This is a genomic window from Desulfobacula sp. (genome assembly GCF_030145145.1).
Classification (GTDB): Bacteria; Desulfobacterota; Desulfobacteria; order Desulfobacterales; family Desulfobacteraceae; genus Desulfobacula.
Genome location: NZ_JAQYWD010000018.1, coordinates 50,937 through 65,224, shown reverse-complemented (window position 1 = coordinate 65,224; position 14,288 = coordinate 50,937). Strand labels below are relative to the sequence as shown.

The window sequence follows — 14,288 nt, the reverse complement described above, 5'->3', positions numbered from 1 at the left end:
TGTATCGTATTCATCTATATCATATTTCAGGAATTAAGTATAGGAACACCCGATAATTGATATGATTTAAATTGGTTAACCCTTTTGATTATTACATTTATTATCGGGATGTCAACCAGAAAATATGAAGATTTAAGGCGGCTAAGCGGTTAAAAAAACTTGACTTTTCGTACGGTTTAGCGTTAATCAGGATAGTGAAAGTTACGGACTCATTGAAAAAAAAGGGAACAAATGATCATATTAGCCAATTTTTTTGAAGCCATAGCCGTTGTTCTGGACTATGCCTTGACGTTTTACATGTGGATCGTTTTAGCAGGGGCTGTTCTGTCATGGGTGAACCCTGACCCTTACAACCCAATTGTACGATTTATCAATACGGCAACCGAGCCGGTTTTTTATCAAATCAGAAAGAGACTGCCCGTTAATTTTGGCGGTCTGGATATATCTCCTGTTATCGTAATTTTAGCTATCCTTTTTCTTCAGACATTTGTTGTGAACAGCCTTCACGGGTTGGCACGAACAATCGCTTAACAAAAAGAAAGGGTTTTTTATGGGCATAACACCACTGGTTGTAAAACAAAAAGAGTTTGCGACAAAATTCAGAGGATTTGATGTTCAGGAAGTGGATTATTTTCTTGAAGAGGTAGCCAGAGAGCTGGATCACCTGAATCAGACCATTCAACGGAAGCATGAGGAAAATCATCGGTTGACCCTGGAGAATCAAGGGTATAGAAAAAGAGAAAACGCGATGAGAAATGCCATGATCAAGGCCCAGACAGTTTTGGATCAAATGAAGGAAAATGCCAAGAAATCTTCCCAGGTGATCATTGCCAATGCTGAAGTTGAAGCCGAAAAAATTTTGAGTAGAGCGCATAACCGGCTTTCACAACTCCATAGTGATATTATTGAGTTGAAACGTCAGCGAATTCAACTTGAAATGCAAATCAGCGCTGTCATCGAATCCCACTCAAGACTGCTTGAGATGACAAAAGAAGAAAACCAAGCGGCTGACGAAACCGATTCTACTTTAAAATTTATGAAACAAGCATAACGTTGTGATCGTAATGATTCACGAAAAGGGTATGGGAAATGGCTGAAATTGATGCGTTTTTTAAGCTGATGCATGACCAGGGAGCGTCTGACCTCCACCTGGCTTCGGGACAGCAGCCGGCTTTACGGCTTCATGGCGATATTGAACGGATAAAATATGAAACCCTGACCAGTGATAAACTCAGGGGTCTTTTATATGAAATAACTTCCCAGGAGAAGATCAAGGTTTTTGAAGAGACCGGAGATGTGGATTTTGGTTATGAAATCCCAGGGCTGGCCAGGTACAGGGCCAACTATTTTATGCAAAAAAATGGGATTTCTGCTGTTTTCCGTGAGATCCCGTCTGAAATACTGACGGCAGAACAGCTGGGGCTTCCGCCAGTTATTTCAAAACTGGCCGATCTGCCCCGGGGACTTGTCCTGGTGACAGGGCCAACCGGTTCGGGTAAATCAACCACTTTGGCCGCTATTATCGATCAGGCCAACAGAAACAGAAAAGACCATATTATCACCGTGGAAGATCCCATTGAGTTCGTGCATAGAAGCCAGAACTGTATTGTGAATCATCGGGAGGTGGGATTACACACACAGACGTTTTCATCGGCATTAAGGGGGGCGTTGCGTGAAGATCCGGATATTATTCTCGTGGGCGAGTTAAGGGATCTTGAAACGATTTCTCTGGCCATAGAAGCCGCCTCCACTGGGCATCTGGTGTTTGGTACCCTGCATACCTCCAGTGCCGCTAAAACCGTTGACAGAATAATCGAAGTGTTCCCTTCCACTGAACAGGCCCAGATCCGGTCCACATTGTCGGATGGTCTTCGCGCGGTCGTGGCCCAGACATTGTTCAAACGAATTGATAAAAAAGGGCGGTGTGCGGCCATGGAAATTCTGGTGGCAACCCCTGCGGTGCGTAATCTTATACGGGAAGCCAAAACGCACCAGGTACCCTCCATGATTCAAACGGGGAAGCAATATGGGATGCAACTGCTGGATGATGCCATCATGCAATTGTATAAAAAAGGATGGATCAGTCCTGATGAAGCATATGGCAAGGCCAATAATAAATCCTTGTTCAGGCCCTTCCTGAAGACCCCGCCAGCGGATTTTACAGAAGCCTAAAACAGCTTTTAGATCAAAACCAAGAGAAAGACGTCATGACAAAACAACAGATTGACCATATCCTTTCCAAAATGCTCAATTCCCATGACATGGTTTCAGACTTGAATTTTACACCGGGTAAACCGCTGCAGGTTGAGAGTTCCGGTGAATTGGTTCCGGTAAGCATAGACCCGGATTTTAAAGTGCTGACAGCCTTTCAAACTGAAATCATTGCATTGAATTTGATTAATAACAATCGGAAATTAACGGAGACGCTTATCCGGGAAGGATCTTGTGATCTTTCCTATCAGTTGGGGGATAAGGCGCGTTTCAGGGTGAATATCTTTTCAAGATCAAGCAAATATTCCATTATTCTCAGGAAACTTGAAACAAAAATTCCCACCATTGAAGAGCTGAAGCTGCCCAAAGCATTCCGTACCATGGCAGAAGAGAAAAACGGTATTGTGTTTGTTACCGGTGCCACAGGTTCCGGGAAATCAACCTCCCTTGCAGCATTGCTGGATAAAATTAATGAAACAAAGTCTGTTCATGTGATCACGTTAGAAGATCCCATTGAATATCAACATCCCCAGAAAAAATCTACCTTTAACCAGCGGGAACTCGGCGCGGATTTTGATACCTTTGCAAATGGGTTGAGAGCCGCGTTGCGGCAGGCACCTAAAGTCATCCTGGTGGGGGAGATGCGAGACAGGGAAACCGTTGAAATAGGGCTTTCTGCTGCTGAAACAGGTCACCTTGTTCTGTCAACATTACACACGGTAGATGCCGGCCAAACCATTAATCGCGTTTTGGGGATGTTTTCCTCGGAAGAAGAAAAACAGATCAGAATCCGACTGGCAGATACCATCCGGTGGGTTGTGGCCCAGCGACTATTGCCACAAATCGGTGGTGGTCGGGTGGCGGCCTTTGAAATTATGGGCACAAATTTACGGGTAAAAGATTCCATCCTTAATGGAGAATCCGAGGGCAAGACATTCAATCAGATCATTACATCCGGCAAGTCTCAGGATATGGTAACGTTTGATGACTATATCATTTCTCTTTATGAAACCGGAAAAATAAGTGAGGATATTGCATCGTCCTATGCGTCAAGAAAGGACATTGTCGGCAGAGGCCTTGACGCCATTAAAAGCGCCCGGGGCGAGACCACGACAAAGATAGATTCATTGGAAATTGATCGTGGATATAAAGGGAGAGGTTAACCCATGAACATCATCTGTCATAATTGTCATGCAAAGTTTACGATTCCGGATCACAAAGTTCCCAGGGATAAAGCCTCGCTTCTTAAATGCCCCCAATGCAAAGAAAAGATACCCATTCCAGCTGTGCAGCAGCAACCATCTGTCGGGGAAAAAGCAATCCAACCGTTTCCGCTTTCCTTTAAAGAGCGTCTGAATGCCCTTGTCTGTATCGATGGCAGGGATGTGAAAAATAAAGCCGTCTCGATTATTGGTCAGATGGGATTGAATGTGGAAACAGCGTCCGATTCCAACCGCGCATTAGATAAAATGGAATACCACATTTATCATCTGGTGATTATGGATGCGGCTTTTGATCAGAACAAAGGGGTGCCGAGAATCGTTGACAGGATGAATACCATTGATATGTCCTTAAGACGGAAGATTTGCCTTGTTTTAATCACCAGCAAATTCAATACAAATGATGACATGGCCGCCCTGCATTTCAGTGTGAACTATATCCTTCATCCGGATGATATCCTTCATCTGGAACCATTCTTGTCCAAGGTCTTAGCGAAACATAAAAATTTTTATACGGTCTATAATGATTCCCTGAAATTGACCGGAAAAGCTTAACGGAAAGGTTGCTACAAGATTTTTTATGATCCGGCAATGGTATGAACCGCTAATATTTTCTGAGTGGATGAGACGGGCCTTTTCTTTTCTGAACATTGCCGTTTTTATGTTGACGGCAACGGTTGTTTTTTCTGAATTCAGGTTTGACTGGTTTGAAACGCTTGTGGGTGGTTATCTGGAGTCAACAAACGATTCTCGTCCAGAAACAGGGGCTATCTGGGAAGCAGGAAAGCAAACCGCCAATGCCCAGGAATACCTGAATCAAATTATCAATAAACGAGAGGATACCCGGCAAATCGCTCATCAGGCAGCCTCTTTTATTGACCTTTCCTCAAGTCTGTTGCCGGGCGAGTGGGTTACATTGGAAAAACAGCAGTTTAAAACACTCTATATGGCCCTTGAAAAATCAATGGCGGTAAAGATTATGGATCCCGTCCAACTGGTATGGTTGTTGAATGGCAGTACCCTTGACAGGATCTTTTGTGAAGGGAGTCTGGAGGGTATCAAGGTCTATTTTATCGATTCTGAAAACAGGGTAATTCAACAGGTGGATCTTAAAAAAGAAGACCTTGTTGAGATTGAAAACGGTGAAAAACCGCTCGCCGGAAAGCTCGTGGATATGGATGGATTCCAGGGACGTATTTATTCCCCCCAGAATTTTTTTAACGCGTTGTTTGAGCTGCCCGGGGATATTATACCGGATTTGATTGCCAATCCAAAAGCGTTGCTCCGACAGGAGGGAAAGATTACCGGCGTTGGTATCTGGAATGAGGCGAAGAATGGTTATATTAAACTTGGATTTGAATTTGAACAAGCCGGTGTCAAACAGATCGTTTTTGTAAAAGGTCGTGAATGGGCGGTGTGGCAACTGAGCCTGAACATCAGGAGAAATAAGGATTGAACTTCTTTTTCCGCAGCATGAAAATGGTCCGGTTCTGCCTGTTTTTAAGCCTTTTCCTTGTTTCCCTGGGAAGTCTTACCGGGATGTTTCTGGTGTTTTATGTAACAAAAGATCTCCCCAAACTGCCCTCACCGTTAAGCCGGATTATTGAAACGCCACAAACGCAAATTTTTGCGGCAAACGGACAGGTATTGATCACCCTTGGAGAAAGAAAACCCATCCATTTAAACCGGGTGTCCAAAGCGTTTATCAATGCGATTATTGCCACGGAAGATCATCGGTTTTTTGAGCATCACGGGCTCAATAAGTTAAGAATCTTAAAAGGGCTTTATGTGACGTTTTTTCATTCCGGAAAAGTACAGGGCGCATCTACTATTACCCAGCAGCTGGCTAAAAATCTTTTTTTCAGTTTTGAAAAAACCTATGACCGCAAATTCAAAGAGTTGCTTGTGGCGCTTCAGATTGAGGCTAGCAATACCAAGCAAGAAATTTTACAGGCCTATATCAACCAGATTCATTTTGGTGCCGGTGCCCAGGGTATTGAAAAGGCTGCCAGAGTGTTTTTCGGCAAATCAGCACTTGACTTAAACTTGGCCGAGGCAACGCTTCTGGCTGGACTACCCAAATCTCCCACACGTTATAATCCCTACCGGCATTATGACCGGGCATTAAAACGTCGGGAGGTTGTTTTGAAAAGAATGGCGCAGGTCGGATTTATATCCGATCTTGAAGTCCGGCAGACCCTGTTGACCAGACCTGAATTGTATCATGAACAATCGGATTCAAGAACCGGCAGCTATTTTCTGGACGTATTGATCAAGGAATTGATCCAAAAGTATGGAGAAGATGTGGTGTACCATGGGGGTATCAAGGTGTCAGCTACTCTGGATACAAGACTTCAGGCGTATGCCCGGCAGTCCATGGTAACCGGCCTTGAAAGGTTGGATGCCATGATGGGTATCACCAAAGAGCAGACTGATCATCCCCAGGGAGCACTGGTGGCAATCGATACGGGATCCGGGGCCGTGAAAGCCATGGTCGGTGGAAGGGACTATTACACGAGCGAATTTAACCGGGCCATAAAAAGCAGGCGACAACCGGGGAGTGGGTTTAAGCCCTTCTTGTATTATGCTGCATTTAAAGATCTGGGATTTCATCCGGCCACCATCCTGACAGACAAACCTGTCAGGATTCCGGTAAGGGGGGCGGCAGACTGGAAACCGCAGAATTTTGAAAAGCGATTTTCAGGCGACATGGTTTTAAAAAAGGCGCTAACTTACTCTGTGAATACGATTGCCGCTCAACTAGTGGAAAAAACCGGTCCTGATGCGGTGATCAGAATTGCCAACGCCTGTGGTATTAGAAGTCCATTACAGGCTGTTTATTCTGTTGCTCTGGGGACGTCCAGTGTGACGCCTTTTGAAATGGCTTCCGCGTATTCGGTTTTTGCCACCCTTGGGGTCATGCATGATCCCTTTTTTTTCTGGCGAGTGGAGGATGCGTTTGGCAGGATAATTTTTGAACATATTGTTCAGGAAAAAAGGGTGCTGGATGCGTCGACCACTTACCAGGTAGTGGATATGATGAAATCCGTCATTGAAAGGGGGTCCGGGCAATCCATCCGGCAACAAGGATTCAGCCGGCCTGCTGCAGGGAAAACCGGCACCACGGACGCTTACAATGATGCCTGGTTCACAGGGTTTACACCGACACTCTGCACATCAGTCTGGACCGGTTTCGACACCCAAAAAAAAATGGTTGACAGCAACCGGGTGGGGATTACAGGGGGTAATATTGCTGCCCCGATCTGGGGTGATTTTATGATGAATGCACTAAACGCTGATCCTGAAAGGGATTTCCCCATTCCAGACACGATCCGGTTTGAAATGGTGGATACCACAACAGGGTGTCAGCTGTCAGGGGAAAATGAGCGTCAAGACGGTTTAGTCGTTGCCTTAAAAAAGGAACAACGCGTGTGCAAAGATGGGGAGCAATGATCTGTATTTTACGACATATCAGTGTTCATCTGTGGGTCTCAGCACTGGTGGCCATACCGCTTTGTTTTTATCTGCTACCGGGCCTTGCCGGTTTTTTTGCAGGGATCAATCCTTTGATCACCGGGATTATCATCTGCGGTGGTGTGATGGTGTTCATCGGGGTGTTAACGGACCGGATGGCAAAAAGAGTCCTCAGCCGCCTGATCAAGGAAGGCCAGGTCTGGGAACGGTCAGGGATCAATAATAAAGCTGAAAAAAATTATATTAATGCGTTAAGAATTTATGATACCTTTCTGCTGTGGCCCTTTTTTTGGAAAAAAATGGCGCATAACATATCCGGGACCATTGCACGGTTTCAATTGAACACTGCCAGTGAAAATCAAAATTTTAAATTGGCCACAGCGGTTTATTTGAAAATGAATCCACAGGATGTTGATATTGCAGAATTGTGGCTGAAACAAATTCAAAAATCAGCCCGGGTGAGCGCTTTAGACCAGGAAGTGTTGTCTCTTCTGGCTGAAAAGCAGTTTGCCAACCCCGTGTTGTCCGCCTTGATGGCGGATATTTTTCTTGGATTGGAAAGAAAGGATTTTACAGCAAAAAAACTCTACCACCATTTACAAAAAGAGCCTGTATTTGAAAAACAATATTCACAGAAAATTGAAGACAGCATTGGCAAGCCTGATCTCCCCTTTAAAAAGGATGTCTCCTTTTCCCAGCCGATCCCCCCTCCCCGAAAAAAGAGTGTAAATGGAAAAAAGATACCCGATATTACCAAAAAAACCGTTTCTTCGCTGAAACAATTAATTGCCCTAATGGGATCTGTTTTAAGCCTTTTTATCGGATTGGTGGTCAAGGGGGTTGCCTATATAAAAGCGCATGAAAAGGGACCATTTTATTTGAAAATCTGTTTTTCCGGCATTGTTTCTGTGGGGCTTTTGTGTTTCATGATCACGACCCTGTCTCATTTGTTTAAAGCCAGACCAGTGGAAACAGCACCCGTAAACATTCAGATTCAAGTCCCCAAACCCTTTACGATACAGGTATCCGCTTATTTGAATCAGAAACATGCCGACAGGTATGTTGACAGCTTGAAAAAAAAGGGGATTGATGCCATCATCAAAAAAGTGGCTGGTGGTGGAAAGACCTGGTTTGTGGTCCGTGTTTCCGAATTTACAGATAAAAAGAGTGCAGAAGATTACGGACGAAAACTAAAGCAAGACCATATTATTGACGACTTTTTTGTCAACAACAAGTAAGGGTCACGCTAAAAAAGCCCGGATGTTGAATGGGCTAACCGTCAAACAGGCCGAAGGTGTACCATTTTTTATCCGATTACAACTGGATGACTTTATCGGCTAACTGCATTGATGTCACGACGTCCAGCATATTGGTTGTTTCTCCAATGACCTTATGGTCCATTAATTCAAGGTGTGTCAGGCATGCCCCGCATACAAGGATGCTTATCCCGGACGCTTCAAGGTCTTTGAGGTCTTCAAAGATGGTGGAGTCTCTGGTGGAAAATTTTACCCCGTGATTTAAAAGAACCAGGCGCCAGAGATCATTGCCCATCTCTTTCAGCGTTTTGACAAAATTGATCATCAACTTTTGACCCAGGTCGTCATCGCCTTTGCCAATCTGCTGTGAGGAAAGGATGACTAAAATTTTTTGACGGTCGGGGTCCTCTTTTTTCTTATCCGCCTTTGGGTCTGTTTCGTCCGGCGGTTTGGCTGTCTCAGCGTCTCTTCGACCGGATACGGTGGACGTGATGCCGTCAGACGTCACAGAGACGTCAAATCCCTGGAAATTTAAGAACCGGCTCACATTTTCTGCGGCCGCATCATTATCCACAAGGATCTCAAGGGCATTCACGTCTTTTTGTTCCAGAAATTTTTTTGTTTTCAGCACAGGTGCCGGACAATCCAATGTTCTGCAGTCAATTGTTTTTATCATTTTTCCTGTTTTTTCCTTTCAAGTTATACACCCCCTAATTTTAATAAGGCTTTCATCCTGAGTCAAATCGCAATATTCAATACGCATTCAAATTGTCATTGGAAATGATGATATTGCATCTGTTCCGGTTTGTGTGTTTGCATCCTGGCGTTAAAAAGATTTGACAGCCACGGCCTTATATGACCATACTTTTACTTTATTCACTCAACTTTCGGAGTTGGTCATTTTTACATGGGGTCAGGCTTTCCTTATGGCACTTTTTACCCGTCTGGTTATGTAATAGTGATAAAAAGTACAATAAAAAAAGCCTGACCCCGTCGATTAAAGCTAAAGTCCGAAAGTTGAGGGATTAACGTCAATAAAAATATTAACAAAAAGGAGACAACCATGGTCATTATTTCCAATGTCACTTATCCCCCTGAAAGTACAAAAGAAATTGCAAAACGATATCTGAAGGCCCCTGTTTTGCCGGAATTCCTGATTAAAAAAGGCCCCTATGTTTCTGCCAGCAAAACCGGGGGCATGAACTCCATCACGTTTTATGAGTTGGATAACGACAGGCTGGCTGAAGGGTTAAAGGTCATTGGTGAAAGCCTGGCCATTTATTTTGGCGTGCCGGGGTATAAGTATGACCTCAAGCCTTACTTTGAGCTTGAAGAGGGGTTACAGATACTGGGGTTGTAGTCATCGATTCTTTTTTAATTCTTTTTTTGCCCAGGCACAAATTTTTTGAAAGTCCTTGAATTTCCAGACAAATGGAAATTCAAGGCATTGCTCGGGCTTTACGTCATTGATGCGGCACCCCTGGGGCGTTAGAAAAATACACTCCCCATTCTTTTTTTCTATCAAGGAAAGGGCTTGCCTGTCTTTCGTCAGGATCGTAAAGGTTTCAATAAACAGATAAATATCCATATTCAAGAATGCGGCAATGATGTCCGGCTCATTTTTTTTCAGTCTGACATATCCGTCCTGGCGGCAACAGGCACCACATCCAAGACATTTAAATTGTGACAGGTCAGGACGGTTCATGGGGTTAAGCGAATAAATTGAGATTGGGTCTTGAAAGGATTTCAGGATCGGATTCAAAAATTGAATCAAGGTTGTTTCTGATTTCCGCCATGGTGTGGGCCTGGACCAGTTGTTTTAAAATCTGATGCCCGAATTTAAAATTTGCACAAAAGTAAGGGGAAAATTTTTTAAACAACTTGACGGCAAACGGATCATCATAATGATCCTGGAGGATGTGTGTCAGTCGCAGGGCCGCGGTCAAAAAGATATCATTGCCCGGGGTAAATCCTTTTGTCCACTGAGCAAACAGCCAGGGCCTTGCAACGGCCATCCGGCCGACAGACAATCCCTGACAAGATGTTTGCCGGATCATTTTGACCCCATCGTCTGGGTGGAAAAGGTTTCCATTGCCAAATACGGGGATGGAAACCGCCTGCCGGACGAGCTTGATCGTATCCCATTGGGGCGGCCGGCTCCTTCTGTCAGGCGCAACCCTTGGATGAAAGGTGAGGGCATCTGCTCCGGCATCCTCAAACCGTCTGGCCATATCAACGGCCAATTGCGGGGTGTTTTCCCATCCGGTTCTGAATTTGACAAAAACGGGTATAGAGACGGCCTTACTCACCGCTTTTACAATTCTGGATGAAAGATCAGGGTTTTTTAAAAGAGCAGCCCCGCATCCTTTTTTGCAGATAACCGCTACTGAGCATCCGAAATTCAGATCCACCCCGAAAAATCCTTCTTTTTCGATTCGCTGTGATGCCCGGGCCATGCTGTCCGGTTCAGATCCAAAGATCTGGCAGACAAGGGTGTCCAGCTCTTCTTGCCGCCATTTAAACACCAGGGAGGTCTGGGGATTTTCATGGGGAACGGCCTTTGCACTGCACATTCCGGTAAACAGCAGACCGAATCCCCCAAATTCCGAGATAAGCTGCCTCAGGGCAATATGACCAAGACCTGCCATGGGTGCCAGTACCATCCGGTTATGAATGGTCTTGTTTTTGATGATCAATTCTTTGGTCAGGTATTGGTCAAGCGGTTGGTTCTTCATTGTTTATTCGATAAACGTGTTGGTTTAAAATGGACTTAAGTACCTAAAGGCAAATAGTTTTGTCAATGGTTTATTTTTTTTGATGTAGGGGAATCGTATGAAAAACCTGTAAGAGAGCATTGGGGAATCGAGAATAAAGTTCAATATTTCATGCGATTGCCCTAGGTTAAGGCTGCCATTTGCTTGACATAAACCTGCAGCTATAATATCTTAGAGCGTTATTTTAAAAGGGATAAAAGCAATGACCGATACGCATGAACAAGAAAAAAAACAATTTAAAAGATTGTTTCAACAACAGGGGGTTGAGCAGTTTAACCTCACGTTTCAGGTTTTGGAAGCATTTTTAAAACTTGAGAAACATGTCACCATCAAAGATATCCTGGCCCAGCTTAAAGCGGATGATGTCAAGCTGGATGAAGGATTTGTATTGAATGGTATGGAGCTGTTGTGTCGGTTCGGATTTGCAAACAAAATAGAGTTTGATGACAAAGAAACCCAATATGAGCACAGACACATTGGATTGCATCATGACCACATGGTCTGTACAAAATGCGGCAGCATCCTGGAATTTAAGGACGAGGCCATCGAAAAGTTACAGCATAAAGTGGCAGATGCTTATGGGTTTCACATGCTTCAGCATAAAATGGAAATTTACGGTATTTGTTCAAATTGTATGGCACATCGCGATGAACGGGTTCAACTCCACAAGGCCAAAAAAGGGGAGAAACTGATTATCAAAGCGGTTGATGCGGGCAAAAATATGCAGATGCGAATGTCTTCAATGGGGCTTAAAATTGGAGATTTGATCGAAATCGTTTCCAGCGGGTTTGGGGGGCAGGTGGTAATTGCTGCAGGTGAAAACCGGTTGGTTTTAGGAAAGGGCATGGCCGAAAAAATAACGGTTCAATTGTTTGATCAAGGAAAAGCGCTTGACTCTCATGAAGATACACCCCCCAGGGAGATCTCTTTGCCCCCTCTATTGCTCAGTCAATTGAAAACCGGTCAGGAAGGCATTATCCGAAAGGTTTCAGGAGAAAGCATTTTAAGACGTCGATTACTTGAAATGGGAATTAACAGGGGATCCACCATATATGTTGAAAAATACGCCCCCCTGAAAGACCCCATTGAACTTGTTATCAAAGGATACCATATATCACTTCGAGTTGAAGAGGCGGCTAATATACTGGTTGAAAATGTAAAATACAGAAAAAGGTAATATGAGTAAAAAAGTGACCATTGCCCTTGCAGGGAACCCCAATTGCGGCAAGACAACCATATTTAACAACCTCACTGGTTCCCGGCAGAAAGTGGGCAACTGGCCGGGCGTAACCGTAGAGAAAAAAGAGGGAATGTTACGGCACAAAGACTATGACGTGAAAGTGGTTGATCTTCCCGGAACTTACAGTTTAACGCCCTTTTCAATTGAAGAAATTACCGCCAGGGATTTTATTTTAAATGAGAGCCCGGATATTGTCGTGGCGATTATTGATGCTTCAAATCTTGAAAGAAGCCTTTTCCTGGCCATTCAGATCCTGGAACTGGGTCGGCCCGCCATCTTTGTATTGAATATGGCGGATGTGGCAGAAGCAAAAGGGATTAAAATTGATGAAAAAAAATTATCCCTTTTGCTGGGACTGCCTGTTGTCTTTACCATTGGAAATAAAAACAAGGGGATTGATAAACTGGTTGATGCCGCGGTTGGGGAGATACATCGGTTTGATGAAGGCAAGGAAAGTCGGGATATCCGGTATAGCAACGAGATTGAGGCCTGCATTTCAAAGGTTGAAACTGAAATCAGCCAGAGCAAAGTTAATATCGAAAGTGTCCTTAGATGGACGGCCATCAAAATCCTTGAGGATGATAAGATTGTTAAAGCCAAATTTCAGGAACTGTCATCATCTGCATCAACAAAAGTTTTTCAGACAGCAAAAGCCTGTCGTAAAAGAATTGTAGACTTGTTTGAAGACGATTTTGAGATTGTATTGACCGATGACCGGTACGGGGTTATTGCCGGCATTGTAAAAGAGACAGTGAGCAATTCAGCCATTAAGCGGATTGATATGTCTCGAAATATTGATCTGGTGCTGACGGACAAATTTTTTGGAATTCCCGTGTTTGTTTTTTTTATCTGGGCCATGTTCCAACTGACGTTTTCTCTTGGGGCATATCCCATGGAATGGTTAGGTATGGCAGTTTCGCTGCTGTCTGAGAGTCTTGATAAAATTTTAACGCCCTCTATGTTCAAAGACCTGCTGTTAGACGGTGTCGTCGCCGGTATCGGCAGTGTTGTTATTTTCCTTCCCAATATTCTCATTTTGTTTTTCTGCATTGCGCTGTTTGAAGATACCGGATATATGGCACGGGCGGCTTTTTTGATGGACAGGGTAATGCATACTTCCGGGCTTCATGGGAAATCTTTTATTCCCATGTTAATGGGGTTTGGATGTAATGTGCCTGCGATTATGGCCACGCGAACACTGGAGAGTGAAAAAGACCGGATTTTAACCATCCTGATGACACCATTCATGTCTTGTTCGGCAAGGCTTCCCGTGTATATTGTCCTGGCGGGCAGTTTTTTTGCCGAAAAGGCAGGGACCATTATCTTCAGCCTGTATTTTACGGGTATTGTCGTTGCTATTGTCTCCGGAAGGGTTTTAAAGGCTGTTTTGTTTAAAGGGGAAGAAGCCCCCTTTATTATGGAGTTGCCGCCCTATCGAATGCCGATGCTGAAAAGCCTTTTGATCCATATGTGGGAGAGAAGCAAAATGTTCCTTAAGAAAATGGGCGGGGTTATTCTGATCGGTTCAATCATTATATGGGCACTTTCAAGTTTTCCAAAAACAATTTCTTATTCTGTGGATTATGATGAAGCCATCACTGCCTTAACATCAAATTATTCACAGCAAATGATGTTGGCAGGGGATCCCGAGACAGCAGAATTAAACCGGCAATTCATCTTGAAAGTAAAAGAGATAAAAAATAAGAAAGAGCAGGAAAGGGTCTCTAAATCCTATATCGGCAGGATTGGCAAAGCATTGGAACCCTTTTTTGAGCCCATTGGCATAGGGTGGCAGGCCAGTGTTGCACTGGTTACAGGGTTTGTTGCCAAAGAGGTTGTTGTCAGTACCATGGGTGTGTTATATGGTGTTGGCAGTGACGAGGGGGACGCACTGGAAAAAGCGCTTAAAAATTCGGGTATGACAGCGCTTTCCGCCCTCTCAATGATGGTGTTTGTTTTGTTATATGTGCCTTGTTTTGCCACTATTGTAATGATTTACAAGGAAACATCAGCAAAGTGGGCTGGGTTTAATTTGATATATACAACCATGGTTGCATGGGTCATGTCTTTTTTGGTATACAAAATGGGAATACTGTTCGGCTTTGGATAGGAG

Annotated in this window: 14 protein-coding genes; 11 read left to right on the top strand and 3 right to left on the bottom strand. The window is 44.1% G+C overall.

From position 1 onward, the window contains the following. Positions 1 to 231: 231 nt before the first annotated feature. From Q1Q15_RS11910 to Q1Q15_RS11875, 8 genes are read left to right on the top strand one after another with little or no spacing between them, the layout of a single operon-like run. Complete coding sequence (locus Q1Q15_RS11910; protein ID WP_300460023.1) at positions 232 to 531, top strand: YggT family protein; 300 nt, start codon at positions 232 to 234, stop codon at positions 529 to 531. Positions 532 to 550: 19 nt separating this feature from the next. After that, complete coding sequence (locus Q1Q15_RS11905; protein WP_300460022.1) at positions 551 to 1,051, top strand: DivIVA domain-containing protein; 501 nt, start codon at positions 551 to 553, stop codon at positions 1,049 to 1,051. Between the two features lie 38 nt (positions 1,052 to 1,089). Then, positions 1,090 to 2,172, top strand: a complete 1,083-nt coding sequence (locus Q1Q15_RS11900) for a type IV pilus twitching motility protein PilT (protein WP_300460020.1) — start codon at positions 1,090 to 1,092, stop codon at positions 2,170 to 2,172. 35 nt (positions 2,173 to 2,207) lie between these two features. Beyond that, positions 2,208 to 3,374 carry a PilT/PilU family type 4a pilus ATPase gene (locus Q1Q15_RS11895; RefSeq protein WP_300460019.1) on the top strand — a complete coding sequence of 389 codons (1,167 nt, stop codon included), beginning with the start codon at positions 2,208 to 2,210 and terminating at the stop codon, positions 3,372 to 3,374. A 3-nt stretch (positions 3,375 to 3,377) separates the two neighbouring features. Continuing rightward, entirely contained in the window at positions 3,378 to 3,986 is a 609-nt protein-coding gene (locus Q1Q15_RS11890; RefSeq protein ID WP_300460017.1) for a zinc-ribbon domain-containing protein, read from the top strand. Between the two features lie 25 nt (positions 3,987 to 4,011). Further along, on the top strand, positions 4,012 to 4,887 hold the full coding sequence (locus tag Q1Q15_RS11885) for a hypothetical protein (protein WP_300460015.1): 876 nt from the start codon (positions 4,012 to 4,014) through the stop codon (positions 4,885 to 4,887). Continuing rightward, on the top strand, positions 4,884 to 6,884 hold the full coding sequence (locus tag Q1Q15_RS11880) for a PBP1A family penicillin-binding protein (protein WP_300460012.1): 2,001 nt from the start codon (positions 4,884 to 4,886) through the stop codon (positions 6,882 to 6,884). The genes Q1Q15_RS11885 and Q1Q15_RS11880 overlap by 4 nt, the downstream gene beginning before the upstream one ends. Then, entirely contained in the window at positions 6,881 to 8,143 is a 1,263-nt protein-coding gene (locus tag Q1Q15_RS11875; protein ID WP_300460009.1) for an SPOR domain-containing protein, read from the top strand. Before Q1Q15_RS11880 ends, Q1Q15_RS11875 begins: the two co-directional genes overlap by 4 nt. Positions 8,144 to 8,219: 76 nt before the next feature. Here Q1Q15_RS11875 and yedF read toward each other — a convergent pair whose 3' ends face one another. Beyond that, positions 8,220 to 8,837 (bottom strand): sulfurtransferase-like selenium metabolism protein YedF, encoded by a 618-nt coding sequence (gene yedF, locus Q1Q15_RS11870; protein ID WP_300460007.1) that lies wholly within the window; start codon positions 8,835 to 8,837, stop codon positions 8,220 to 8,222. A gap of 387 nt (positions 8,838 to 9,224) precedes the next feature. Here yedF and Q1Q15_RS11865 point away from each other — a divergent pair, with 387 nt between their 5' ends. Next, the gene (locus tag Q1Q15_RS11865) at positions 9,225 to 9,521 is read left to right on the top strand and encodes a hypothetical protein (protein ID WP_300460004.1); all 297 of its coding nucleotides are present in this window, start codon (positions 9,225 to 9,227) and stop codon (positions 9,519 to 9,521) included. Here the strand turns inward: Q1Q15_RS11865 and Q1Q15_RS11860 are convergent, their stop codons facing one another. Together Q1Q15_RS11860 and Q1Q15_RS11855 are read right to left on the bottom strand one after the other, a co-directional pair. Then, on the bottom strand, positions 9,522 to 9,866 hold the full coding sequence (locus Q1Q15_RS11860) for a YkgJ family cysteine cluster protein (protein WP_300460001.1): 345 nt from the start codon (positions 9,864 to 9,866) through the stop codon (positions 9,522 to 9,524). It lies immediately after the preceding gene. Positions 9,867 to 9,870: 4 nt separating this feature from the next. Further along, complete coding sequence (locus Q1Q15_RS11855; protein ID WP_300459998.1) at positions 9,871 to 10,896, bottom strand: tRNA-dihydrouridine synthase family protein; 1,026 nt, start codon at positions 10,894 to 10,896, stop codon at positions 9,871 to 9,873. Positions 10,897 to 11,137: 241 nt separating this feature from the next. Here Q1Q15_RS11855 and Q1Q15_RS11850 point away from each other — a divergent pair, with 241 nt between their 5' ends. Further along, a complete protein-coding gene (locus tag Q1Q15_RS11850) occupies positions 11,138 to 12,112 on the top strand; it encodes a FeoA domain-containing protein (RefSeq protein ID WP_300459995.1) in 975 nt (324 codons plus the stop codon). A gap of 1 nt (position 12,113) precedes the next feature. Next, a complete protein-coding gene (gene feoB / locus Q1Q15_RS11845; protein ID WP_300459993.1) occupies positions 12,114 to 14,285 on the top strand; it encodes a ferrous iron transport protein B in 2,172 nt (723 codons plus the stop codon). Positions 14,286 to 14,288: the final 3 nt, after the last annotated feature.

What these genes read in the sequence shown, in the direction of transcription:
- Q1Q15_RS11905 (WP_300460022.1), top strand. Translation starts at nt 551, where the DNA reads ATGGGCATAACACCACTGGTTGTAAAACAAAAAGAGTTTGCGACAAAA.
- yedF (WP_300460007.1), bottom strand. Translation starts at nt 8,837, where the DNA reads ATGATAAAAACAATTGACTGCAGAACATTGGATTGTCCGGCACCTGTG.
- Q1Q15_RS11860 (WP_300460001.1), bottom strand. Translation starts at nt 9,866, where the DNA reads ATGAACCGTCCTGACCTGTCACAATTTAAATGTCTTGGATGTGGTGCC.
- Q1Q15_RS11900 (WP_300460020.1), top strand. Translation starts at nt 1,090, where the DNA reads ATGGCTGAAATTGATGCGTTTTTTAAGCTGATGCATGACCAGGGAGCG.
- Q1Q15_RS11885 (WP_300460015.1), top strand. Translation starts at nt 4,012, where the DNA reads ATGATCCGGCAATGGTATGAACCGCTAATATTTTCTGAGTGGATGAGA.
- Q1Q15_RS11865 (WP_300460004.1), top strand. Translation starts at nt 9,225, where the DNA reads ATGGTCATTATTTCCAATGTCACTTATCCCCCTGAAAGTACAAAAGAA.
- Q1Q15_RS11850 (WP_300459995.1), top strand. Translation starts at nt 11,138, where the DNA reads ATGACCGATACGCATGAACAAGAAAAAAAACAATTTAAAAGATTGTTT.
- Q1Q15_RS11910 (WP_300460023.1), top strand. Translation starts at nt 232, where the DNA reads ATGATCATATTAGCCAATTTTTTTGAAGCCATAGCCGTTGTTCTGGAC.
- Q1Q15_RS11855 (WP_300459998.1), bottom strand. Translation starts at nt 10,896, where the DNA reads ATGAAGAACCAACCGCTTGACCAATACCTGACCAAAGAATTGATCATC.
- Q1Q15_RS11890 (WP_300460017.1), top strand. Translation starts at nt 3,378, where the DNA reads ATGAACATCATCTGTCATAATTGTCATGCAAAGTTTACGATTCCGGAT.
- Q1Q15_RS11875 (WP_300460009.1), top strand. Translation starts at nt 6,881, where the DNA reads ATGATCTGTATTTTACGACATATCAGTGTTCATCTGTGGGTCTCAGCA.
- Q1Q15_RS11895 (WP_300460019.1), top strand. Translation starts at nt 2,208, where the DNA reads ATGACAAAACAACAGATTGACCATATCCTTTCCAAAATGCTCAATTCC.
- feoB (WP_300459993.1), top strand. Translation starts at nt 12,114, where the DNA reads ATGAGTAAAAAAGTGACCATTGCCCTTGCAGGGAACCCCAATTGCGGC.